The following is a 21,941-nucleotide window of genomic DNA, read 5'->3' on the forward strand; positions in this document are numbered from 1 at the left end:
CATGAACAAACTGCAATCCATTATATGCATCCTTATGCTGGGCCTGTTGTGGGCCTGCTCGAAAGATAACGGCCTGGGAGGCCCGCCGGTAGTGCGCGCCGTAACCCTGCTGGATTCCGCCAGCCAGGACAGCGCTTTCACCCGCGCTCTTCCCGGCACGCTGATACTGATCACCGGCGACAACCTCGGCGGTGTTACCGACGTGTCGTTCAACGGCATGAGCGCTTATTTTAATACCGCATACAACACCAATACCCACCTTATCATTACCATCCCGGAAGAGGCGCCCACGGAGGCTACCGACCCGGATGTGCCGAACAACATCCACATCAGGACCACGCATGGCGAAACCTCTTATTCCTTCGTGGTGGATATTCCGCCGCCTACCATCTTCGCCATTTCCAACGAAAACGCGATGCCGGGCGATTCGCTCATCATTTACGGTTCCGCGTTGTGGCTGATCGAAAAGATACAGTTCCCGGGCGGCCGTGAAGTGACCGCATTGAACGGCAACCCGGAAGGTACGCGCGTGGGGCTTCTCATGCCCAATCTCGGCACCGATACGGGCCGCATCCGCATCATTGCCAAATACGGCAGCACGATGTCTGACGGGCCGCTGAACGACCACCAGAGCGGCGATGTGATCAGCAATCTTACCAACGACGGCGAAACGGGCGAGCTGCCGCGTTTCAACTGGGCATGGTGGGGCGCGGAACGCAAGAACGACGCCACATTGTTTCCCGGCACGCGCGGTCAGTACCTGCACTGCATTTTCGGCGGCGTGGGCGCAAACGACCCGGCATGGTGGAACGGTGGGCGTTCCGGCAACTTCAACGAAGTGCCTATGTTCACGAACGCGATCATGACGCAACAGGCGTCCGACTATGCGCTCAAGTTCGAGGTAAATACCCGCGAGCCATGGACCACGGCCATTTGCGTGCTGCGTTTCGGTGAAACGTATGCTTATCGTTTCATGCCGTTCACCAATGCGCCAGGGCAATCGTTCCATACCGAAAACACATGGACGACCGTTACCGTTCCGCTGAGCGAGTTCAAAACGGCGGCAGACGGCATTGAAGGCACCGGCGCGGGGGCCAGCTCCATGAGCCAGCTGCTGAAAGCCGGAGGCGTTGTGCCATTCGGCTTCCGCATTATTTCGGAAGCGCAGCCCATCGAGGTGTTCAGCGCTGCGTTCGATAATTTCAGGATCATAAAGATTAAGTAATAATGAAAATTGCAAGAGGGATCTGGTTGCTTGGCCTGGTATGCACAACCGCGGGAGCATGTAACAAAAAGAACGGCGGCGGAGGATACAACAACGGGGGAGAACAGCGGGAGGATACGAGCGGAACAGTGATCGTAACTCCCGCCGACCCCAACACCGCGGGCACGATCGGTTTTTTTATGGACGGATGGATGCAAAGGAAGTTCACGGCGCCGGCTTTTACGGAAAAAGCGCCGCCTTCCGCTGCGGCGTACACGGTAACGGTAGACGCGTCTACCGTGCTCACCAAAATCTCTCCCGCACTGTTTGGCAACAACACCAACATCTGGATGACGCAAATGACCAACCAGCCGAAGCTGATCACGCATCTTTCAAACCTGAATCCCGGCATTCTCCGTTTCCCCGGCGGCAATAACAGCAGCGTGTATTTTTGGAATTCCGCGGGCTGGCCGCCGGCCGATGCGCCTCCCAAACTGCAGGATGCCAACGGCGCCGAGATCGACGCGGGGTACTGGTTCGGCGGCAATACGGCTGAGTGGACGATGAGCGTGGACAATTATTACCGCGTGCTGCAGCAAACCGGTACCGAAGGCATCATTACTGTTAATTACGGTTATGCGCGCTACGGCACCGGCGCCGATCCTGTGGCGGCGGCCGCGCACCTGGCGGCGGACTGGGTGAGGGCAGACAAAGGGCGCACGCGTTACTGGGAAGTGGGCAACGAAAGCAACGGCACGTGGCAGGCGGGTTACCGCATCGACCAGTCGAAGAACAAGGATGGTCAGCCGCAGATCGTTACCGGCGAACTTTACGGCAAACATTTCAAAGTATTCGCGGATTCCATGCGGAAAGCCGCCGCTGAGAACGGCAAGCCCATCTTCATCGGCGTGCAGCTGCTCGAGCACGAACCGGCCAACTGGGCCACGCCCACGGACCGGGAGTGGAACAACGGTGTGTTGAAACAGGCGGGCACGGCGGCGGATTATTACATCATCCATAGTTATTATACAGCGTACAACACGAATTCCAACCCGCCGGAAGTGCTTGCTTCCGCGGAAGCCGTTACCAAAGCCATGGCCGACCATGTAACCGCTGCGATCGCGCGGGCGGGCGTGCCCGTAAAGCCACTGGCGCTGACCGAATGGAATATTTTCGCCGTCGGTTCGCAACAAATGGTATCGCAGGTGGCGGGCATGCACGCGGTGCTGGTGATCGGCGAGCTGATGCGCAACCGCTACGGGCTGGCCTGCCGCTGGGACCTGGCCAACGCCTGGGACAACGGCAACGACCACGGTCTTTTCAGCCAGGGCGAGCCCGCATCCGGCGAACAGAAGTGGGACCCGCGGCCGGCATTTTATTATCTCTATTATTTCAGGCAATTCGTCGGCGACCGTTTCATCAACGCGGAAGTATCCGGCGCGAACAGCGGCATCAACGCCTATGCGTCCACCTTCAGCTCCGGCGAAGCCGGCGTAACGCTGGTGAATAAATCCAGCTCCGCGCGCGACGTGCAACTGGCGTTCAAAAATTTCAAACCAGGCGGCCGTTATTACTGGTACGTGCTCACCGGCGGCGATGGCGTAAGCAGCTTCTCACGAAAAGTATTCATCAACGGCTCCGGCCCTTCGGGCATCGCGGGCGGCCCGGCGGATTACGCCACCCTGAAGGCTTTCAGCGCAACGGCCGCGCAGGGCGTGAAGGTGAGCCTCCCCCCGATGTCTGTAGTATGCATGGTGGTGGAGCCGGATTAAAAAAGATGGTTGAATAGCTTAGAATCGATAACGCCCCTGTCCCGGTTTTCCGGGACGGGGCTTTTTTATGCCTGCCGGTGTGCATGAAAGCCGCTGCGCGGGTGGATTGGGCCAACTTGCCCCGGCTGTTCCCCAAATCAGCGGAAATCAATAAATTGGAATACATCAATTTTCCCGCGTCATGCTCAACCGAAGGACCCACATCAAGCTGCGGCAGCTGGCCCTGATCGTGGTCAGCTGGCTGTTTATCGGTATCCTGATCGCCCTGTACGATCACCTGGTGCTGCATACCACCAATTCCGCCGGGCCTGCCGCGGGGTATTCGTTCACGAAATCGCTGGTGGTGAATATGATTGCCGGGCTGATCGGCGCGCTGCTGGGCGGCAGCCTGATCGTATTTTATGTGAACGATAAATTCCAGGATAAACCTTACGGCTACACGATATTGGCCGTTACGCTCAGTTTTGTGGGCGTAGTGCTGATCGTGACGGTGGTGCTGGGCGTCGTGGCTAACCCGGACAAGGCGCGGATGCTGAAGAACGGGCTGGTGTGGGCCGTGGTGGTGGCCGTTACCCAGCTGCTGATGCAGATCAACAGCAAGTTCGGGCCGGGCGTGTTCTGGAACATCATCCGCGGGCGGTACAACACGCCGCGGGAAGAGCGCCGCATCTTTATGTTCCTCGATCTCAATTCTTCCACCACCATCGCCGAAAAACTGGGCGATAAAAAATATCACGCGTTCCTGAAAGACCTGTTCACCGATATCACCAATCCCATCCTGGACAGCCGCGGCGAAATTTACCAATACGTAGGCGACGAAGTGATCGTGGCGTGGAAGTACGAAGAAGGCGTGGCGAACAGCAAATGCATCCAGTGTTTTTTCGACATCAAACTGCACCTCGAAAGGCTGAAAAGTAAGTACCTCGGGCGTTACGGCGTGATGCCGGTGTTCAAGGCCGGTATTCATTCCGGGAAAGTGGTGGCAGGCGAAGTGGGCATCATAAAAAGAGATATCACCTATTCCGGCGACGTGCTCAACACCACGTCTCGCATACAAGGCCTGTGCAAGGAATACAATGCCGAAGTGATCGCTTCCGGCGATCTGATGGCGGAACTGCGGCTGAACGGGCATTTCGAGGCGAAGGCTTTGGGCAGCATCAAGCTGCGGGGAAAGGAAAAAGAAATGGCGCTGGTGGCGCTGCGGCCTTCTGCCGTAGCCTGATTGCCGGGGATTCTTTAATTTCGGGTCTATGAACGAAACAACGATGTTCGGCAAAATACTGGCGCAGGTTGAAAAACATATCCGGCTTTCGGAGGAAGAAAAACAATGCTTCACCAGCCTGCTGAAACCGCGCAAACTGCTGCGCCGCCAGTTCCTGCTGCAGGCCGGCGATGTTTGCCGCTACGAGACCTTCATCGTTTCCGGCTGCCTGCGCTCTTATCTTACGGACAACAACGGCCAGGAACATGTGCTGCATTTCGCCATCGAAAACTGGTGGATCTCCGACCTCGGCAGTTTCCTTCATCATACGCCTTCCCTCATCAACATCGAAGCGCTGGAGCCCGTGGAAGCCCTGCAGATCGACCTTCCATCGCTCGAACGGCTTTACCGCGAAGTGCCCGCCTTCGAACGGTTTTTCAGGATACTTCACCAAAACGCCTACCTCGCACAAAACGAGCGCATCCTGCAGGGCATCAGTCAAACCGCGATGGAACGTTACGAGGCCTTTCTCGCAAAATATCCCGCCATCGCCGCCAGGGTACCGCAAAAACACCTGGCTTCGTATCTCGGCATCACGCCCGTGTTCATCAGCCAGCTCCGCAAAAAACGCATGGAAAATTAAAACAGTTTAACGCCATTTCTTCAACTGCCTGAACTTCCGGCAGCATGCGCCGTGATAATTTTGTGGTATAAAATCAAATATCATGAAGATCACGAACATCGCCATCACGCCCGATCCGTACCAGCCTTACAAACTCGCGCAGGGTTACCGGGTAGGCGGCCTGCTGTTCATTTCAGGGCAAACCGCCATTGGCGACGACGGCCGCCTCACCGGCATCGGAGACTTCGATGCGCAGGCGGAGAAAACCTTTCAGAACCTCAAAAAAGTACTGGAGGCCGGCGGCTCCAGCCTTAAAAACGTCGTTAAAGTGACCATCTTCCTACGCAGCATGGAAAATTTCGACAAAATAGTGGCCCTGCGCGGCAAATATTTTACCGCACCCTACCCGGCAGACACGATCGTGGAGATCAGTTCGCTGTATTCGCCGGACGCTTTAATCGAAATAGAAGCGGTGGCAGTCGCTGATGAAGTAGCAGAGCGATAAAACGTGCTTCCGGAAAGCCACCAGTTCTTTCGTGACCAGGAATTTGAACGGGAAAAAGTTAAAGTTGAACTTTTTCAGCAGCGGTATGGAGCTGAATTTCGTATGGCTGTGCCTGAATACGGGCTTAAGCCGGAATGCGTCCAGGAAACGCCTGAGCCGTGCATGGGTCATATGGTTCAGCTCGAGATATTCCGTCAGCAGGTCGTTTACACCGATCAGCCGCTGGTTGCGTTTTTTCAGCATGTTGTGCACCCAGCGCTGCGGCAGGTACTGCACCCAGGGAATGTTGATGACCCTGCGCAGGTGCGAGGCGTGCGGCCCTTCCCAGGGCGGGTAGCTGATGAAAATAACGCCGTTGTTTTTGAGGTTGCGGTGAATGAGCGTGTCCAGGATGCCGGGGATCCATTCGGGTTTGAGGTGTTCGATCACATCGCTGAGAATGATGTAATCGTACTGTTTGTCTACCGGCTGCGCGATAATGTTGCGCACGCTGAAATCTACATTGCTGACATTGTGCCGGCGCTGCAGCTCTTTCGCGATCCCGATGTGGTTCGGGTCGAGGTCCACGCCGTCTACGTTCGCGCCCGTATTCGCCGCCAGCCAGAGCGTGAGCCCGCCCATGCCGCAGCCGAAATCGAGAATGTCTTTGTGCGCGAGGTCGAAATTTTTTTGAAGAAAGTGTTTGTCCAGCCAAAGGTGCGACCCGTCGCCGGAAAAAATTTTCCCGGCATAGGCCAGGCCTTCTTCGAATTGTTGCGGGTTCATCATCGTGTGCGATTAAATGTTCTCTTCTCCGCCATGAAAATAAGTTTTTAAAGCCGAAGGGCCACAGCTGTTAAAAAATAAAACCCCGCCCGGAAGGGCAGGGCTTATTACAAAACTGATACATTCTATTGTATGACTTCGATCCCTTCCATATCGTCGAGCCGGGCGATCAGGCCCCAGCCGTAGAAGTGGTTGGAAATGGCGACCAGTATCTCGTTTTCGCCTTCTTTCAGCGGAAGGTCGAAATGGGTGTTTTCCAGCGACATGCGGCCCAACGGCTGTTTGCTCAGCGGCGTGGCGAAAATGTTTTTATCGGTGAACAGCGAGAGGTTGTTCAGGTAGATCCATACTTCGTCGTTGAACGCGAGATCTACCCGGCGGATCTGCGCTTTTGCAGCTTTCAGTTTTATTTTCAGCCAAACCATCCTGCGGTCTTTCGTTTTCCCGTACGTGCGCGTAATGTTGATCATGCCGAGGCGCTCGGCGTTGATGGATTTCCAGTTCTCATTCAGCTGAGGCGCCTTGTAATTGAACGGTTCCTGGCCCCAGGGAAGGTCTTTCACCGATGAGATCTGCCAGTTGCGGAGATAACGGGGGTCGTTGTAGGTGGGGTCGGATTCCGGTTCGGGGCTAAGCCCTTCCACCTGGTCAGGCCTGATCACGAGGTTGGCGATCTTGCCCGCGCCGTCGAACGCAATGGCGCCGGAACGGGTATTGCCCAGCAGCTGCGGCACATGGAGGGCGGGGCGCTGCATATCGTTTACGTATACCACCATCCGCTGGCCGGAGATCACCAGCTTAAAATGATTCCATTCATTCTTTTTAACATCGGCCGGCCCCTGGTAATTGGGCAGCAGGTCCCAAAGGTTCACGCCGTCGAGGAAAGGGGCGTATTGAACGGCCTGCATGGCGTTGGGAATGCCTTCCACGTGGGTGCGGAGGTAAAAACATTCGGTCTCGAGCGTGTCTTTCCTGCGGAAATAAAACCCGGCAAAGTACGGGCCTTCGGGCGCCCAGTCGAACTCAATGGTGCCGCTGGAAAAATCCAGCCCTTTCACCACGGCGGCGTCGTTTTGCGTCAGCAGCCGGATAGCGGGCCTGGATTTGTACCCGGTAAAGCTGACGGAGCCCGCTTTGGTTTCCCAGCGGTCCGGCGTCATAGGGATGCGCACTTCGGCATTTTTTTTCTGTGCAAACAACATGGCGGAAGGAAGCAACAAGACCAGTGCGATCATAACTTTTTTCATATCGATATTTTTTTAAACTTTGAATGCTGACGGAAACGAATGGACCAAAGATGGAAAGATCAGGAGGAGCGCACATTCCAAACCCGTTTCAACTTCGTGCAAGCTCGTGCATGGGCATAAAAAATTGAATATCAATGAAAAACAATAATGATCCTGTTTACCTGGCGGCCTGTTGCGCGGCGATAGAAGATAAGTTGGGCTGGGGGGCGAGCGCGGTATGGACGAACCAGGACTTTGAAAATCTCTCCGAAAGTATCCTCGAAGCCACGGGGGTAACGCTCAGCAGCACCACGCTCAAACGTATTTGGGGACGGGTGAAATACGACAGTGCGCCTACGGCCACCACGCTCAACACGCTGGCCCGGTACCTGGGGTACGAACATTGGAGGGCGTTCAGGCAGCACGAAGACCAAAAAAACCAGGGCGGCTTGAAACGGGAGCGGCCGCGCACGGAAGAAAATATTCCCGCCGCGGGCGCATCAGCATCCAAAAGCCGTTACATCTGGACAGTGGTGGCGCTGGGCGCGGTGATCGCTACGGTGATACTCGGGTTTAATTCCATCCGCAACAAAAAAAATATGGTGGTGGAAGAAATGCCGCCGCCGGACAAATACAAATTTTCCAGCCGCAAAACCGTGACCGAAGGCGTACCTAATTCGGTGATCTTCGATTACGACGCCTCCGCGGCGCCCACGGGCGATTCCATATTCATACAGCAGAACTGGGACCCGACAAAACGATTCCGTGTGTCGCGTGAGCAGCACCAGGCAACGTCCGTTTATTATTACCCGGGGCATTTCCGCGCGCGGCTGGTAGTGGATGGGAAGGAAGTGAAGCGGCATTCGCTGATGATCACCACCAAAGGCTGGCTGCCGATGATAGAGCAGCCGGATGTGCCTGTGTATTTTAAAGAAGAGGAAACCGTCAGGAACGGCGAAATGGGCATCAGCGAAGCGCAGATACTGGAAAAGAACATCCCCATGCAGCCGGATGCACCCTGGGTGCGGTACAGCAAGATCGGCGGATGGGATTCGCTGTATGTGAAGAATTTCCGTTTTGACGCGGAAGTGATCAACGATTATGGCGAAGGTTCGGCCGTATGCCGCCATACCGAAATAATCATCCTTTGCGAAGGCAGCGCCATCATGCTGCCGCTGGCGGGGGTAGGCTGCGTGTCTGATTTGAACCTGCTGATGGTAGACCATTTCGTTTCCGGTAAAAAACAGGACCTGTCCGGCTTCGGGGCGGACCTTTCCAAATGGACGAAAGTGAGCTGTGATGCGAAGGACGGGCTGGTAACGGTACGGGTAGACGATCGCCCGGCATACCAGTCCACGATCGCGGAAGACGCGAAGATCGTGGGCATGCATTTCCGGTTCAAGGGAACGGGGAGGGTGAGGAATGTGACATTGGGGAAATTATGATTTGTATATTTAAGGATAATTCCACCGTCTATGAACAAGCGCCAGGCCTGTGTTTGCGGCTTCATCATCTGCTGCGTTGTTATCTTGTCCCGCTGCATCGGTACCGCGGAGAAAAAAACGGATCTCCGGGGAGAACGATATGCCGTACAGGCTTCCTGCGAAAGCTGTCATAAAGCCGTATACGATGCTTACCTGCAAACCGCCCACTCCCGTACTTCCGCCGAAGCGACGCCGGAATCCGTAAAGGGAAGTTTTGCCGCGCCGGATAACGTATATCACTATACGGAAAATAAAAAGGTGGTGATGGAAAAACGCGACAGCGGGTTATTCCAAGCCAGTTACGAAAACGGGCAGCAAAAGGAGGCGCACCGTTTTGATATTACCGTCGGGTCGGGGAGAAAGGCGCAGACCTTTTTGTACTGGAACGACGGCAAATTCTTCCAGCTCCCGCTTTCTTACCTCGTTGGCGCGCACCAGTGGGCCAACAGCCCGGGCTTCCCGCCTACGCACGCCAAATTCGACCGCTCGATCCCCAGTATTTGTTTCGGCTGCCATGCTTCTTCCGTGGGCATTAAAGAAACAAAGATCGAAGGATTGCAGATCGTCGAAACCTTTCACCGCGACCGTACCGTATACGGCATCGATTGCCAGCGCTGCCACGGACCGGCGGCCGAACATGTGGAGTATCATACCGCGCATCCCGAAGACAAACAGCCCCGGCATATGACGCGCATCAGGGCGTTGAGCAACCAGCAGCGGCTGGACCACTGCGCGCTCTGCCATTCCGGCCTCAGCTCCCTGCAGCAGGGGTTGTTCAGTTTTAAACCCGGCGACGACCTCAGCGATTATTATTTCCCGCAGATCGGCGGAATTACAAAAGCCACCGCGCTGGACGTTCATGGCAACCAATACCAGCTGCTCACCGCCAGCAAGTGTTTTATGGAAAGCAAGGAAATGAACTGCTCCAACTGTCATAACCCGCACGTCAGCGAAGCCGGCAATATGCAGGCGTTCTCGCAGCGGTGCATCACCTGTCACCAGGCCGGCAGCGCGGCGTTCTGCAAGCTCAAATCATTGCCGGTGGCCACGCTTTCGCATAACTGCATCGATTGTCATATGCCGGCATTGCCAAGCAACATCATCACGCTACTTACCAACGGCGCAGCCAATCCTACGCCCGATTCCGTGCGCACGCACCTCATCGCGATCTATCCCGAACAAACGGAAAAGATCCTGGCGATGATGAAAAAACAATAAAATTACAGGAGCCCCTGCTGCGCGGCGATCTTGATCAGCGCGGCCACGTTTTTCGCGTCGAATTTCTGCAGGAGGTTGCGGCGGTGGGTTTCTACCGTCAGCGGGCTTAAAGACAGTTCCTCCGCAATGCGGGCCGTGGTTTTGCCGTCGGAAATAAGCTGCAGGATCTCTTTTTCCCTGCGCGTCAGCTGCGGCTGCTGCCGCAATTCACTCACGCCGGGCCGCGCAATGATCTCTTTTACTTCACGGCTGAAAGTGACCTGCCCGCTGAGCGCCTCGTTGATGCAGTGCATCAGTTCCTCGCCCGAAGCGTTTTTCAGGAGATAACCGCTCGCGCCGTTCTGCAGCATTTGCATGATGATGGCGCGTTCGCTATGATTGCTCAGCGCCAGCACGCAGGTGGAAGGGGAGAGCTGCCTGATCTCTTTGCAGAGGTCGAGGCCGTTGGCGTCTGGCAGGGTAATGTCCAGCAGCACAATGTCTGCCCGGCCGGTCTTCAAAAATTGAAGAATGCCCGCGCCGGTGGTAAAACATCCGGCGATGCGGATGGAATCTTTGTTTTCCAGTAATTTCTGCAGGCCCTCGATCACCACCGGGTGATCGTCTACGATAGCCAGCGCTATTTTTTCATTCTCCGACATTCAGTTCGATGTTTATGGTAGTGCCTTCGTTTTCGGCGGAAATGATCTCCATGTTCCCGTGCAGGTAATCCACGCGCCGTTTTACGTTGCTCAGCCCGATGCCTTTGGCCTGGCCGAGCTGCGCAGTGTCGAAACCTTTGCCGTTGTCTTCAATCGTGACCAGGAAAGTATCGCCATTCTGGCTGCATTGCAGGAGTATGCTGCCTGCCTGCGCATGGCGGATGGCGTTGCTGAGCAGTTCCTGCACGATGCGGTAAATGGTTACCTGCGTGGCCTGCGGGATGTTGTCTTCGATGTTCAGCGACTGGTAGTTTATGCGCACGGATTCCGTCATCATGGAGCCGCAGAGGTCTTTCAGCGCAATGTCCAGCCCGAATTTCAGCAGCGCTTCGGGCATCATGTTGCGGGCGATGCGGCGCAGCTCGCTGATGGAAGAATCCAGCTGGCCGATCACTTTGTGCAGTTCGGCGCCGCCGGAAGCAGGGGTGGAGCTGAGCTCGGTGAGGTTCATCTTCACGCCGGCCAGCATGCCGCCCAGGCCGTCGTGCAGGTCGCCGGCCACCCTGCGGCGCTCGCGTTCCTCGCCCTGCAGCATCGCCTGGCTGAAACGGATCTGCTGCTGCTGCTCGATCTCTTTGAGCTGCTGGTGATGGTTAAGCTGTTGCTGCTCCGATAATTTTTTGTTGTTGCGGTAAAACAGGTAAGAAAATACGGCGAGCACCAGCAGGAAACTGCTGGCAGTGCCCAGTAACCAGTTGATCAGGCGGTTGTTTTTGGCGGAAAGCGCCGCTCTTTCCCGCTCCATCTTCAGCGCGGCGATCTCTTTCTGTTTTTCAGCGGTGTTGAATTTGATCTCCAGCGCATGGATATTATCGGTCAGTTTTACTTCGCTCACGCTGTCGCTCAGCTGGCTGTACTGCTTCAGCCAGTTGTAGGCCGCGGGCAAGCTGCCGAGGCGGGCGTTGGTTTCGGCGAGGCCGTTGTAGACCTGCAGCCGGTTGCTGATCTGGCTCATCATCTCCGGCTGCTCTGCCAGGTACCGGAGCACTTCGCGGGCGTTCGTGTAATCGTTCTGGTTATAATGCGTGTAATATTTCTGCAGCAGCAAACGCTGCTCTTCGTACCGTTTGTTGTATTGTTTGGAAAGCGCGATGCCTTTGTCTATGCTGGCCAGCGATTTTTTGAAATCTTTCGTTTCATCGTAATACATGCTTTCGGCGGTGTAATAATCGATGAGGAATTCTTTGTAAGACCCGTCGGACAATAACTTCCACGAACTGTCGAGCATCGTTTTGGCCTCGGGGTATTTTTTGTCGAGCACATAATTTTCCGCGCCGGTGTTGTACGCCACCACCAGGTCGCCGAGGGATCGCTGCTGCCTGAACACGTTGATGGATTGCAGGATGTAGCCGGTGGCCTTGCCGTATTGCATCGTGTTTTTGAATACGAGGGAAAGGTCGAGGTAGTTTTTGCCGACTGCCAGGCTGTCGCCCGCCTGCTGCGCCAGCGGAATGGCCTTGTGCACGAGGATGTCCGCAAATCCCGCTTCATCCCCCGAAACCTGTCTAAGAATACCGATGTTGCGCCACGATTTGGAACGGAAGCTCACGGCCTCTTTGGTATGGATCATTCCAAGCAGGCTGTCTGCCTTCAGGAACGACGCTTCGCTTTTAACCGGGTCGGACGAGGCGTAGAGCAATATGCCTTCATAATAACTCGTCAATGCCACGAGTAAAGGGTATTTCACACCGAGCCTGCGGCCCTGTTCGAGATGTTTGGCGGCTTCGGCGGGGTCCCTGAAAACGAGGGAATAGGTGAGCAGCAGGTGCGCCGCCGCTTTGGTACTATCCGTGCCGCGGCCCTGGGTTATCAGCAGGAGACTGTCTGCATACGCGCCGTTTTTACTGGCCGTTTGCGCATGGGCCAACAGTGTGGCATATACGATCCAAAAAGCGAGACATATCGTTCTCTTCATACGGGCAAATAAACAATAAATGTGGGATAATAGTTTCCGGTACGGCGAATATACCGGAAAACCGGTAGATGAAATTCCTTGTTTGACGGTATTGATGGAAGTTTCCGCCGCCGATACCTTTGTGATGCAATAGTAAGCAGTCCTGTCTATCCCGTTTTGCAGAGAAACCTCATAAACAATAAATATGAACCTCACTTTTACGAAGAAATACCTTGGGGGTATTTTTGTTTTTTTCGCCGCCGTTGCCTTGTTGGCCTCCTGTAAAAAAGACCCGGTGAACCCGCTTAACAATTACCCGAAAGACGTGAACATCGAATACCGCGTGAAATCCACGACAGGGATCACGAAAGCGGATATTATGTTTGATAACCAGACCGGGGGGCAGACATCGCTGGATGAACAGGCTTTGCCTTATTCCGTGAAATTCCGGCGCACCGGCGTAACCTATGCCACGACGATCGGTTTGGGCGCAAGCACAGACTTTGCCGGTACGGTGGTGTTGGAGATAGTGGTAGACGACAAAGTGGTGAAAACGGAGACATTCACCGCCACCTCCGTCGTTCGCGGCACCATCGCCTACGGATTTAATTAAACGGGAATCGTACATCCACAGTTAGTTAAAAATGGAATGCCCTGGTCTCTTCCGGGGCATTTTTTTATTGTCTGGAGGGCAGTTTGGCGGTTTTTTAGAAAAAAACGTTGAACAATCCTGATTCAGGCATGTTTTTACGGGTAAGATGTATGTAGATTTGTATCATACCCACTAAAAACACCACAATGGCAAAATCCGCTAAAACGCCGGCGAAGTCTCCGGCTGCAAAAACCACGAAAACTGCTCCTGCTTCCAAAACGGCAAAAGCTGCCGCTAAACCGGCGCCTAAAAAAGCTGCTGCCGGTGGCGCGGCTACCGGCCTCAAAGCCCCGCTGACGCCCAGTGAAACGCTCGCCAAGGTGGTAGGCAACAAACCGATGCCCCGCACGGAAGTCACCAAACGGGTATGGGAGTATATCAGGAAAAACGACCTGCAGGACAAAAAGAACCGCCGGATGATCAACACAGACGACAACCTGAAGGCTGTTTGCGACGGCGTGAGCCAGCTGTCTATGTTCGAACTGCCCAAGGCGCTGAATAAACACCTGAAATAACCCCCGAAAGGGCTTTCTTGGTATTTGATAGTACTATTTTATACATAGTACTATATTTTGCTTATGTTTGTGGAAATTTAAATCCGCCAGCATATGCAAAAACTCTTTTTGACCGTTTTATTGCTTTCGGCCGGCGCCGGCCGGCTTTCCGCACAGGATAACGAACAGGCGCTCAGCAGGCTGATCCTTGAAAAGGACAGCCTTTTCTGGTTTAGCTACAACACTTGCGACATAAAAGCTTTCGCGGCTTTTTTTTCGGACAGCGTGGAGTTTTACCACGATAAAGGCGGTATCACGCAGGGGCTGAAGAGTCTGGTGCAATCTATGACAGACGGCTTCTGCAAACAGCCCGATGAGTTCCGGCTGCGGCGGGAAGCCGTGCCAGGCACGGTACAGGTGTTCCCCTTACGGAAAAACGACATCATTTACGGCGCCATCATCAGCGGCGAACATTATTTCTATATCAACCGGAAAGGCCAGCCCGAGCGCCGCGACGGATGGGCCAAGTTCACCCATCTCTGGTTAAAGGAGAACGGCGAATGGAAAATGACCCGCGTGCTGAGCTACGACCATCGGCCCGCGCCGAACGGCAGAACCGCCATTACGCTTCCGCGGGAATTGCTGCGCGCGTACGCTGGAAGATACAAAGGCAAACAAACCGGCGTTTCGCAGATCGAAGCGGGGGAGGGTGCGCTGCTGATGACCACCAACGGCAAACAATTCACGCTTTACCCGGAGAAAGAGAATCTCTTTTTTATGAAGGAGCGCGACCTCACGTTCGAGTTCACCAAAACGGGCATGATCGTAAAGGAAAACGGCGCGATTGCGGAAGAGCTCGTGAAGGAATAAGCTGTTTTACAACAACAGCCTGAGCGGAAAAGTGGGCGATGTGATCGACAGCGGCATTATCCTGCGGCACAAGAAAACCGGCAAATGGATCATCGCGCATGATAAAAAAGATGCGGATGCGCCCGAAGCGGGCGGCTGCTCAGACGGGCCTTCCGTGATCGACTTTAAGCGGAAGATATTCCGGATGTGTTAATCTTCTCAACGAACCAATAAAATCCCCGGGCAGGTTGTACCGCCCGGGGATTTCTGTTTAACGCCTCATCTTCGAGATGTCGCATAACATATCCGAATGTATGTTCAGCCCGAGATTGGTAAGATTGTACAGATGTTCGCTGGCTACGATGTATACGATGCCGCAGATCTGGCTTTCGTTGTAATGCCGCTCCAGCCGGTTGAACGTGGCCTTTTCCACTTTTTTGGTAGTGGTCAGTTCCGTGGCGTAATCCAGCGCGGCGCGCTCGGCTTCGCTGAACAGCGGACTCACTTTGTATTCGGCCAGCGCATCGAATTTCGCTTCGTTCATCGAACCGCTGATCACCGCGTACCGTGAAGCGTCCATACAGAACAGGCAGATATTGATGCGGGCCACTTGCTGGCGGATCAGCAGTATCGTTTCGTGGGGAAGCGCCAGTTTTTTGTCGAGCTGCGACACCTTGCCGTAAAACATGCCGAATGCCACGGGAAGCCGCACGGAATGCACTTTCAGCGGCGCCAGCACTTTGCCGAATTGGCGGTTGGTGAAATAATAGACCAATTTCATGATCAAGCCTTTGGGCTTTTCGACGGGTGCGAGATATGTATCCATTGTTACCTGGTTTTTTGTGGTTAAATGTGTGTATTTAACCTAATAATGACCGGGCAAACGGGAATTGGACAGGTACCGGATTATTTTTTATCATTTACCGCCAGCGCAAAAAGGAACCGGCATTTAATTGATGCCGGTCCACCACTGCTGGAACACCTGCCCCGGATCTTTGAGGTTCACCGCTTCGCCGATGAAAGGCGTTACCAGCGGAATGCCAACGTCTTTGTTCAGCGCGGAGATCCGTGTGAGGGGCTCGTCCCAGGGATGATTGGCCAGCATGAACTTGGAAGAATGTACAGGGAAGAGGCGTTTCGCTTTCAGGTCGCGGGCCGCCTGCAACGCTTCTTCGGGCTGGTTATGGATGTATTTCCATTTCAGGTCGTATTGCCCGTTGTCGATCATCACGAGGTCGAAGGGACCGAAGCGGTTGCCGATGTCCGCAAAATGGGTGTCGTACCCGCTGTCTCCCCCGAGGTAGAGTTTCAGGCTGGGCGTTTGCAGTACGTAAGACATCCAAAGGGTATTGTTGCGCACAAATCCCCTGCCCGAAAAGTGCCGCGCCGGCGTGGTGTGGATCACGAAGCCGCTGTCCGGCTCCACGGTTTCGTACCAGTCTTTTTCGATCAGCTGGTCTTTGGAATACCCCCAATGCTCGAAATGTGCGCCCACACCCAATCCGCAGATCACCTTACGGATGCGCGGCCGCATTTTGACGAGCGTTTCATAATCAAGATGGTCGTAATGGTCGTGGGAAATGAACAGGTAATCGATATCCGGCAGGTCGTCTGTACTGTAAATATCCGCGCCGTTGAACGAGCGGGTGGTGCCGGGAATGGGCGAGGCGTTGCCGCTCAGCACGGGATCTACCAGCATCCGTTTGCCGTCTATCTGCATGAAATAGGACGAATGCCCGAACCATACCAGCACATCTTTGTCTGCCGGGAGGCTGCGCAGATCGGTTTTGATGGAAGGCAGGCTGACTGCGGGCCTGCGCCGCGGCGATTTTTTGAACAATACTTCCCAGGTCACCCCCACGATGCCGTACCCTTCGGTAAGCGCGGGCGTGAACCGGAGATTCTGGAACTTGCCGTCTTTATAGTTAGGCGACCTTTTGATCCTTTCCAGCCTTTCCCCGGCCGGGCTTTTTCCGAATTTGCTTTGTTTCATATAAAAAAATGTTACGACAGCCAGGAGCGCCAGAAGGCTCAACACCGCTATCAGGAAGCGTTTCAGTACCCTGAATATTTTTTTTCTCATCCGGTAACAGGTTAGGGCTGTATAATAGGGTAGACGAACGGGGAAAACGAATATTGCAAAAAAGGGGAAAAAAAGACCCCGGTGTATTTCCGGGGCCTTTCAAAACAGCTTACGTAAGCGGGGAATAATCGCCGGGGCGGAGATAATAATCCCTCCAGCGGAAGTCCGTACCGTCGTCATAATCGTGCTCCTGGTTGTAGGCGATCATAATGCTTTGGCTGTACGCATTGATGGACTGCGGGATGTTGTAGCCGCCGCTGCCTTCCACGTAACCTACGATCTCGTAGTTGACCTGCAGACCGGCGGGCGTGTGGGGAATAGTGGCGTTGAGGTCTTCATAAAAACGCATTTCCACGTCGCCGTACAGGCCGCCGCCGCTTTGGTACTCGTTGATGTAGCCCAGCCAAACGTACACCCAGGTGGCGGAGGTTTCGGAACCTCTTTTGATTACGGCTTTGATCATGCCGTTCGCCATTTTTCCGATGGGTACGAGCGTGGGGTGATGGAGACTGTTCACGCTGGATTCGATCACATTTTTCGGGTTGAGGGTAGAGGCGGTAAACGCGGGCATGGACCAGGCCTGGTGCGTTACCAGCGCAAGCAGCATGCCTGCGATAAAAAGGGCTTTTTTCATGTGGGTGGAATTTTAAATGATGAATGATTAACAAAAGGGCATTAAAAGTTACGCAAAACTTCCTGTTTATGCAAACGTTTGAATAAAAAAGACCGCGCCAAATGCGCAGGGTCTTCCCGGTCAGTTGAAAATCAGCATTTCACGTCTAAGCCATCGCCCCGTTCACCCCGATTATTTGCCCGGAGATCCATTTTGCATCGTCGGAAGCGAGGAACAGCACCACTTTGCTGATGTCTTCCGGCTGGCCGAGGCGGTTAAAGGCGTTCATGCCTTTGAAGCGGGTGATGGCTTCTTCCGATTTGCCCCGCAGGAACAATTCCGTAGCCACCGGGCCGGGCGCCACCGCGTTCACATTGATGCCCCTGCCGATCTCTTTGGCGAATACCCGGGTGAGTTGTTCCACAGCCGCTTTGGTGGCTGAATACACGGCATAGGTGGGTACCATCAGCCGGGAGAGCGTAGTGGAAAAGTTGATGATGGTGCCATTGTCCGCCAGTTTGGCCGCCGCTTCTTTCAGCGTATGGAAAGTGCCTTTTACGTTGATGTTGAAATGTTTGTCGAAATCCGCCTCCGTATTGTCTTTCAGCAGTTTCGTATCCATCACGCCGGCGTTGTTGATCAGTACGTCGATGCGGCCGTATTCGCCGATCGCCGCGTCGAACAGGGCGGTTACTTCCGATTCTTTGCTCACGTCTGCCTTTATCGCGATGGCGCTGCCGCCGTTGCCGCGGATGGTCTTCACTACTTCGTCCGCTTCCGCGGCGTTGCTTACATAATTCACGATTATCCTGGCGCCTTCCCCCGCAAGTTTGAGGGCCATGTTGGCGCCCATGCCTTTGGAAGCGCCGGTGATCAGGATGACTTTGTTATGGACAGTGCTCATGATGATAATTTTGAAAATTTTAAAAAAGGGTTTGATGTATGATGTTGAATGGTTTTATTGATTGGCGCCGCCGTTTACCAGCAGATGCTGACCGTTTACGAAGGAAGAAAGCTCGCCGGCGAAAAATTCCGCTACGTTGGCCACGTCTTCCACCTCGGCCAGCCTGCGCATGGGAGAGGAGTTGATCAGCGACTGCCGAAGCTCCGGGTAAGCCTCCGGATCGGCAAATATACCGGAATGATCAACAGCGAAAGGGATGATGGAGTTCACCGTTACCCCGCGATGGCCGATCTCCTGCGCCAGCACGTCTACCAGGTAACGGGGCGTGGTTTTGCTGCCGCCGTACACGGCCATGCCCGGAATGGGGAAGCTGGTGGTGCTGGAAGCGATGTAAATGATCCTGCCATGATCCGCCACGTGTTTGGCCGCCTGCTGCATCGTGAAATAGGAGCCTTTTGTGTTGATGGTAAATACGCGGTCGAACTGTTCTTCGGTAAAATCTGTCACCATGGTTTCCACCAGTTCGATGCCCGCGTTGGCCACCACGATGTCTATCTTTCCAAAAGCGGCCAGCCCTTCGGCGAATAGTCTTTCGATCTCGGTCACCTTGCTCACGTCCGCCCGTACAAGCACGGCTTTGACGCCCATAGCGGTAACGTTGGAAAGCACTTCTTCGGCGGAACGCTGGTCCCTGCTGTAATTAAGGACAAGGCTGGCGCCAAGCGCGGCGTACCTTTCAGCGATGGCTTTACCCAGCCCGCGGCCGGAGCCTGTAATCAGCGCAACTTTGTTTTCGAGCGTTTTCATGTTATAAATTTTTAAGTGTTTTTGTTTGTACCTGTTTGACAATACAAAGTTGCGGATCGCAGGGCCCCGGAAATTGCAATATCTTCAGCAAAACCTGCCAATTCTTAAGATCGGGTATCCGGGGAATGATTTAACTTAGTTTTTGTATGAAAAAAGAGAAGATCAAAGTATTCGATACGTTGTTCGACCAGTACCAGCACATGGGCGTAACCCCCGAATTTCACGGCAAAGAGAGCAATTTCACCATCTTCCGGCTGCAGGAGGTGTTCCGCGAACTGCCTTTCAGCGCGGAAACCAGCAGGCTGAACTTTTTCGTATTTAACTTCACCAAAAACGGCCAGGGAATGTATCATATAGACGACGAACAGTACGCCATCCGCCCCGGCTGCTTTTATTTTACCAACCCCGGCCATTACCGCTCCTATACCTGGACGGCGATAGAAGACGTTACGCTCATCACTTTCAGCGAAGCGTTCCTCAAACAATACGTGCACCCGCATATCTTCGACCAGTTCCCTTTCCTGCTGGCGGAGAATTTCCCGGTGAGAAACATGACGGAAGAAGCGTTCGCCGAATTTGAAAGGATCTATACGCAGATCCATAAAGAATATGTTTCCCAATCCCTTTACCGCAACGAGCTGATCGGGCATTTGTTCGTGGTGCTGCTGCTGAAGGTGAAGGAATATTTCTGGGAAGATTACAATCCCATCAACGAAGGCAACCGCAGCTCGCAGATCGTAAAGCGGTTCCGGCGCCTGCTGGACGGGCATTACCGCGACGTCAGCAGCGGCAAGGCGGAAACGGTGCTGCATATCCAGGATTATGCGGACGATCAGAACCTGCACCCCAATTACCTCAGCACCGTTATCAAAACAAAAACGGGAAAGTCCATCGGCACCTGGATCATGGAAAAGAACATGGCCGAGGCAAAGTCTTTATTGCGGCACACCGAATTATCCATCAAAGAGATCGCGTACCGGCTGGGGTTCAACGACCCGGCGCATTTCAGCGGGTATTTCAAGAAAAATGCCGGGGTCACGGCCCTGGCGTACCGCAAAGGTAACTGAGGCGCAAACAAAAGGCCCGCTTGATATGCAGGCCTTTTTTTCTTTCAAATTGGATGGCTCATTACAACGACATCCCCCGTCCTTTTATTTCCCCAGCCACTCTTTAAACCCTGCAACCCTTTCCCTGCTTACTTCCAGCTCCACATCCGGCGCGGGCTGCAGTTCCAGTTTTAAACGGCCGCCAAACCAAGGGTGGATGCGGCGCACGCTTTTGATGTTCACCACCAGGTGGCGGCTGACCTTATAAAAATCGTTGGGCGGTAGCTGGGTTTCGAGGGTGGAAAGATTATCGTCCATCAGGTGGCGTTTGCCGGAGAAGTCCAGCGCGAAAGCGAGCTTGCCTTCGGCGTACAGGCAGGCGATGTCGGCGGTGTTGACGTAATAAAGCTGCTGGCCGCTTTTCACGAGGAAACGTTCGCGGTAAACGGGCGGCTGCAATTGCTGCAGCAGCGCGCCGATCTTCCCCGCGAGATCATTGTTCTCTTTTTTGCCGAAAAACTGCCGGAACTTTTGCATGGCCTGTTCCAGCTGCTCGGCGTCCAGCGGTTTGAGGAGGTATTCTATGCCATTGTTCTTAAACGCATGCAGCATATACTGATCGTAGGCGGTGGTAAATATTACCGGTGCCGTGATGTTCACCTGCCGGAAGATCTCGAAGCTCAGCCCGTCCGCCAGCTGGATATCCATAAAAACGAGATCGGGCTGCGGGAACACCTGGAACCATTTCACGCTTTCTTCGATGCTGTCCAGCGTAGCGGAAACGGTAACGTCGCCGTTCATTTTCCGGAGCAGATTGCCGAGCTTTTTAGCGGCCGGCGCTTCATCTTCTATGATCACAGTTTTTATCATGTTTCAGGGAATAAAGGGAGGGTGACGATAAACTGGTCCATCGTGGTGATGCATTTCATTTCCTGTTGCTGCAGCAGCCGGATGCGGCTGTTGATGTTCTCGAGCCCTTTGCCGGTGGAGATCACGGGCTGCTGTTTTTTCTGGAGATTGTTGCTCACCGTCAGCCCGCTTTCCATCGCTTCGATGTTGACCGTCAGCGGCCGCGAAGAAGAGGCGATATTGTGTTTGATCGCGTTTTCCACGAGCAGCTGCAGTGCGAAGGGCACCATTTTTTTCGCGTGAAAGGAAGCGGGTATGTTGATGTTCACTTTCAGGCTGTCGCCAAAACGGGTATTGAGCAGGTAAACGTACGCCTCCAGCAGGTCCAGCTCTTCCCTCACGGTGATAAGCGTGGATTCCGGCATTTCGAGGATGTAGCGGTAGAGTTTGGACAACCGCTGGATGAACGGCTCGGCCAGCTGCGGATCGTCCTGCACGATGGCGCTGAGCGTGTTGAGATTGTTGAACAGGAAATGCGGGTCTACCTGGTTCTTCAGCGCCCTGATCTGCGCCAGCAGGTTTTCGGCGCGCAGCTCTTCCTGGTGTTTCACCGATTCCCGCAGCTGGCGCATGTAATAGATGATCTCGTACACGCTCACGATCGCAAGGGTGTTCACGATGCCGAGCATGTTGAGGTTCGGCCCGTAAAACACGCCTTCTTCACTCCAGAAAGGCGGCGTTACGCCGTTGAAATTTGCGACAATAAGCGTGTACATGAGCATCACCGCCGCCGAAATGAGAATACGTTTGCGCGATTGTCCGAAAAGCGGGTATTTCCGCCGCATGTATACCAGGATGGCGCGGTTGCCGAACCAGAACACTGCCGTGATGGCCGTGGAGAACGCCCACGCGATCCATTCGTAATACGGAGGCCGGTTGAAACGCGCGCCCAGGTACACGATGGGCGTCAGGAAACCCACGATGGGAATTCCCAGCAGTACGAACCATTTGTCGTTAAAACCCAGCGCCTCGCGGACGTTTCTTTTGCTCAT

General features: G+C 54.3%; 23 protein-coding genes. 12 read left to right on the forward strand and 11 right to left on the reverse strand.

Annotated elements, in window-relative coordinates; all coding sequences use genetic code 11:
* Window position 1: 1 nt before the first annotated feature.
* The 5 genes from J7I43_RS05845 (at window position 2) to J7I43_RS05865 (ending at window position 5,304) form a co-directional block, all read left to right on the forward strand.
* Complete coding sequence (locus J7I43_RS05845) at window positions 2-1,225, forward strand: glycan-binding surface protein (protein ID WP_209144192.1); 1,224 nt, start codon at window positions 2-4, stop codon at window positions 1,223-1,225.
* 2 nt (window positions 1,226-1,227) lie between these two features.
* Window positions 1,228-2,976, forward strand: coding sequence for a hypothetical protein (locus tag J7I43_RS05850; RefSeq protein WP_209144194.1), 1,749 nt, complete (start codon window positions 1,228-1,230; stop codon window positions 2,974-2,976).
* 181 nt (window positions 2,977-3,157) lie between these two features.
* Window positions 3,158-4,198 (forward strand): adenylate/guanylate cyclase domain-containing protein, encoded by a 1,041-nt coding sequence (locus tag J7I43_RS05855; RefSeq protein WP_209144196.1) that lies wholly within the window; start codon window positions 3,158-3,160, stop codon window positions 4,196-4,198.
* Window positions 4,199-4,226: 28 nt separating this feature from the next.
* Window positions 4,227-4,820: a Crp/Fnr family transcriptional regulator gene (locus J7I43_RS05860; protein WP_209144198.1), complete on the forward strand. Its 594-nt coding sequence runs from the start codon at window positions 4,227-4,229 to the stop codon at window positions 4,818-4,820.
* 82 nt (window positions 4,821-4,902) lie between these two features.
* On the forward strand, window positions 4,903-5,304 hold the full coding sequence (locus J7I43_RS05865; protein ID WP_209144200.1) for a RidA family protein: 402 nt from the start codon (window positions 4,903-4,905) through the stop codon (window positions 5,302-5,304).
* On the opposite strand, the gene J7I43_RS05870 is transcribed toward J7I43_RS05865, so the two are convergent.
* Together J7I43_RS05870 and J7I43_RS05875 are read right to left on the reverse strand one after the other, a co-directional pair.
* On the reverse strand, window positions 5,254-6,072 hold the full coding sequence (locus J7I43_RS05870) for an SAM-dependent methyltransferase (RefSeq protein WP_209144202.1): 819 nt from the start codon (window positions 6,070-6,072) through the stop codon (window positions 5,254-5,256). The genes J7I43_RS05865 and J7I43_RS05870 overlap by 51 nt on opposite strands.
* A gap of 122 nt (window positions 6,073-6,194) precedes the next feature.
* On the reverse strand, window positions 6,195-7,316 hold the full coding sequence (locus tag J7I43_RS05875; protein ID WP_209144204.1) for a LamG domain-containing protein: 1,122 nt from the start codon (window positions 7,314-7,316) through the stop codon (window positions 6,195-6,197).
* 134 nt (window positions 7,317-7,450) lie between these two features.
* Between J7I43_RS05875 and J7I43_RS05880 the strand changes: the two genes are divergently transcribed.
* Window positions 7,451-8,740: a hypothetical protein gene (locus J7I43_RS05880; protein ID WP_209144206.1), complete on the forward strand. Its 1,290-nt coding sequence runs from the start codon at window positions 7,451-7,453 to the stop codon at window positions 8,738-8,740.
* A gap of 30 nt (window positions 8,741-8,770) precedes the next feature.
* Window positions 8,771-9,997, forward strand: coding sequence for a hypothetical protein (locus J7I43_RS05885; RefSeq protein WP_209144208.1), 1,227 nt, complete (start codon window positions 8,771-8,773; stop codon window positions 9,995-9,997).
* A 2-nt stretch (window positions 9,998-9,999) separates the two neighbouring features.
* Here J7I43_RS05885 and J7I43_RS05890 read toward each other — a convergent pair whose 3' ends face one another.
* Window positions 10,000-10,638 (reverse strand): response regulator, encoded by a 639-nt coding sequence (locus J7I43_RS05890; protein WP_209144210.1) that lies wholly within the window; start codon window positions 10,636-10,638, stop codon window positions 10,000-10,002.
* Complete coding sequence (locus tag J7I43_RS05895) at window positions 10,625-12,613, reverse strand: tetratricopeptide repeat-containing sensor histidine kinase (protein ID WP_209144212.1); 1,989 nt, start codon at window positions 12,611-12,613, stop codon at window positions 10,625-10,627. The genes J7I43_RS05890 and J7I43_RS05895 overlap by 14 nt, the downstream gene beginning before the upstream one ends.
* 184 nt (window positions 12,614-12,797) lie before the next feature.
* Here J7I43_RS05895 and J7I43_RS05900 point away from each other — a divergent pair, with 184 nt between their 5' ends.
* The 4 genes from J7I43_RS05900 to J7I43_RS05915 all read left to right on the forward strand — a co-directional run bounded on the left by J7I43_RS05900 (window position 12,798) and on the right by J7I43_RS05915 (window position 14,801).
* Window positions 12,798-13,205, forward strand: a complete 408-nt coding sequence (locus tag J7I43_RS05900) for a hypothetical protein (RefSeq protein ID WP_209144214.1) — start codon at window positions 12,798-12,800, stop codon at window positions 13,203-13,205.
* Window positions 13,206-13,390: 185 nt separating this feature from the next.
* A complete protein-coding gene (locus tag J7I43_RS05905; RefSeq protein WP_209144216.1) occupies window positions 13,391-13,759 on the forward strand; it encodes an SWIB/MDM2 domain-containing protein in 369 nt (122 codons plus the stop codon).
* A gap of 93 nt (window positions 13,760-13,852) precedes the next feature.
* Window positions 13,853-14,608, forward strand: coding sequence for a nuclear transport factor 2 family protein (locus J7I43_RS05910; protein WP_209144218.1), 756 nt, complete (start codon window positions 13,853-13,855; stop codon window positions 14,606-14,608).
* Window positions 14,609-14,648: 40 nt separating this feature from the next.
* Window positions 14,649-14,801 (forward strand): hypothetical protein, encoded by a 153-nt coding sequence (locus tag J7I43_RS05915; RefSeq protein ID WP_209144220.1) that lies wholly within the window; start codon window positions 14,649-14,651, stop codon window positions 14,799-14,801.
* A gap of 57 nt (window positions 14,802-14,858) precedes the next feature.
* On the opposite strand, the gene J7I43_RS05920 is transcribed toward J7I43_RS05915, so the two are convergent.
* From J7I43_RS05920 to J7I43_RS05940, 5 genes are all read right to left on the reverse strand, one after another.
* The gene (locus J7I43_RS05920) at window positions 14,859-15,413 is read right to left on the reverse strand and encodes a carboxymuconolactone decarboxylase family protein (protein WP_209144222.1); all 555 of its coding nucleotides are present in this window, start codon (window positions 15,411-15,413) and stop codon (window positions 14,859-14,861) included.
* A gap of 123 nt (window positions 15,414-15,536) precedes the next feature.
* The gene (locus J7I43_RS05925; RefSeq protein WP_209144224.1) at window positions 15,537-16,580 is read right to left on the reverse strand and encodes an MBL fold metallo-hydrolase; all 1,044 of its coding nucleotides are present in this window, start codon (window positions 16,578-16,580) and stop codon (window positions 15,537-15,539) included.
* Window positions 16,581-16,779: 199 nt separating this feature from the next.
* Entirely contained in the window at window positions 16,780-17,304 is a 525-nt protein-coding gene (locus J7I43_RS05930; RefSeq protein WP_209144225.1) for a hypothetical protein, read from the reverse strand.
* A 145-nt stretch (window positions 17,305-17,449) separates the two neighbouring features.
* Complete coding sequence (locus J7I43_RS05935; protein ID WP_209144227.1) at window positions 17,450-18,187, reverse strand: SDR family oxidoreductase; 738 nt, start codon at window positions 18,185-18,187, stop codon at window positions 17,450-17,452.
* Between the two features lie 54 nt (window positions 18,188-18,241).
* Complete coding sequence (locus J7I43_RS05940) at window positions 18,242-18,994, reverse strand: SDR family oxidoreductase (protein WP_209144229.1); 753 nt, start codon at window positions 18,992-18,994, stop codon at window positions 18,242-18,244.
* Between the two features lie 146 nt (window positions 18,995-19,140).
* Between J7I43_RS05940 and J7I43_RS05945 the strand changes: the two genes are divergently transcribed.
* Entirely contained in the window at window positions 19,141-20,061 is a 921-nt protein-coding gene (locus J7I43_RS05945) for a helix-turn-helix domain-containing protein (protein WP_209144231.1), read from the forward strand.
* Window positions 20,062-20,145: 84 nt separating this feature from the next.
* On the opposite strand, the gene J7I43_RS05950 is transcribed toward J7I43_RS05945, so the two are convergent.
* Both J7I43_RS05950 and J7I43_RS05955 read right to left on the reverse strand, forming a co-directional pair.
* Entirely contained in the window at window positions 20,146-20,910 is a 765-nt protein-coding gene (locus J7I43_RS05950) for a LytR/AlgR family response regulator transcription factor (protein WP_209144233.1), read from the reverse strand.
* The gene (locus tag J7I43_RS05955; RefSeq protein WP_209144235.1) at window positions 20,907-21,941 is read right to left on the reverse strand and encodes a sensor histidine kinase; all 1,035 of its coding nucleotides are present in this window, start codon (window positions 21,939-21,941) and stop codon (window positions 20,907-20,909) included. Before J7I43_RS05955 ends, J7I43_RS05950 begins: the two co-directional genes overlap by 4 nt.

This window comes from Chitinophaga chungangae (assembly GCF_017742215.1).
Classification (GTDB): Bacteria; Bacteroidota; Bacteroidia; order Chitinophagales; family Chitinophagaceae; genus Chitinophaga; species Chitinophaga chungangae.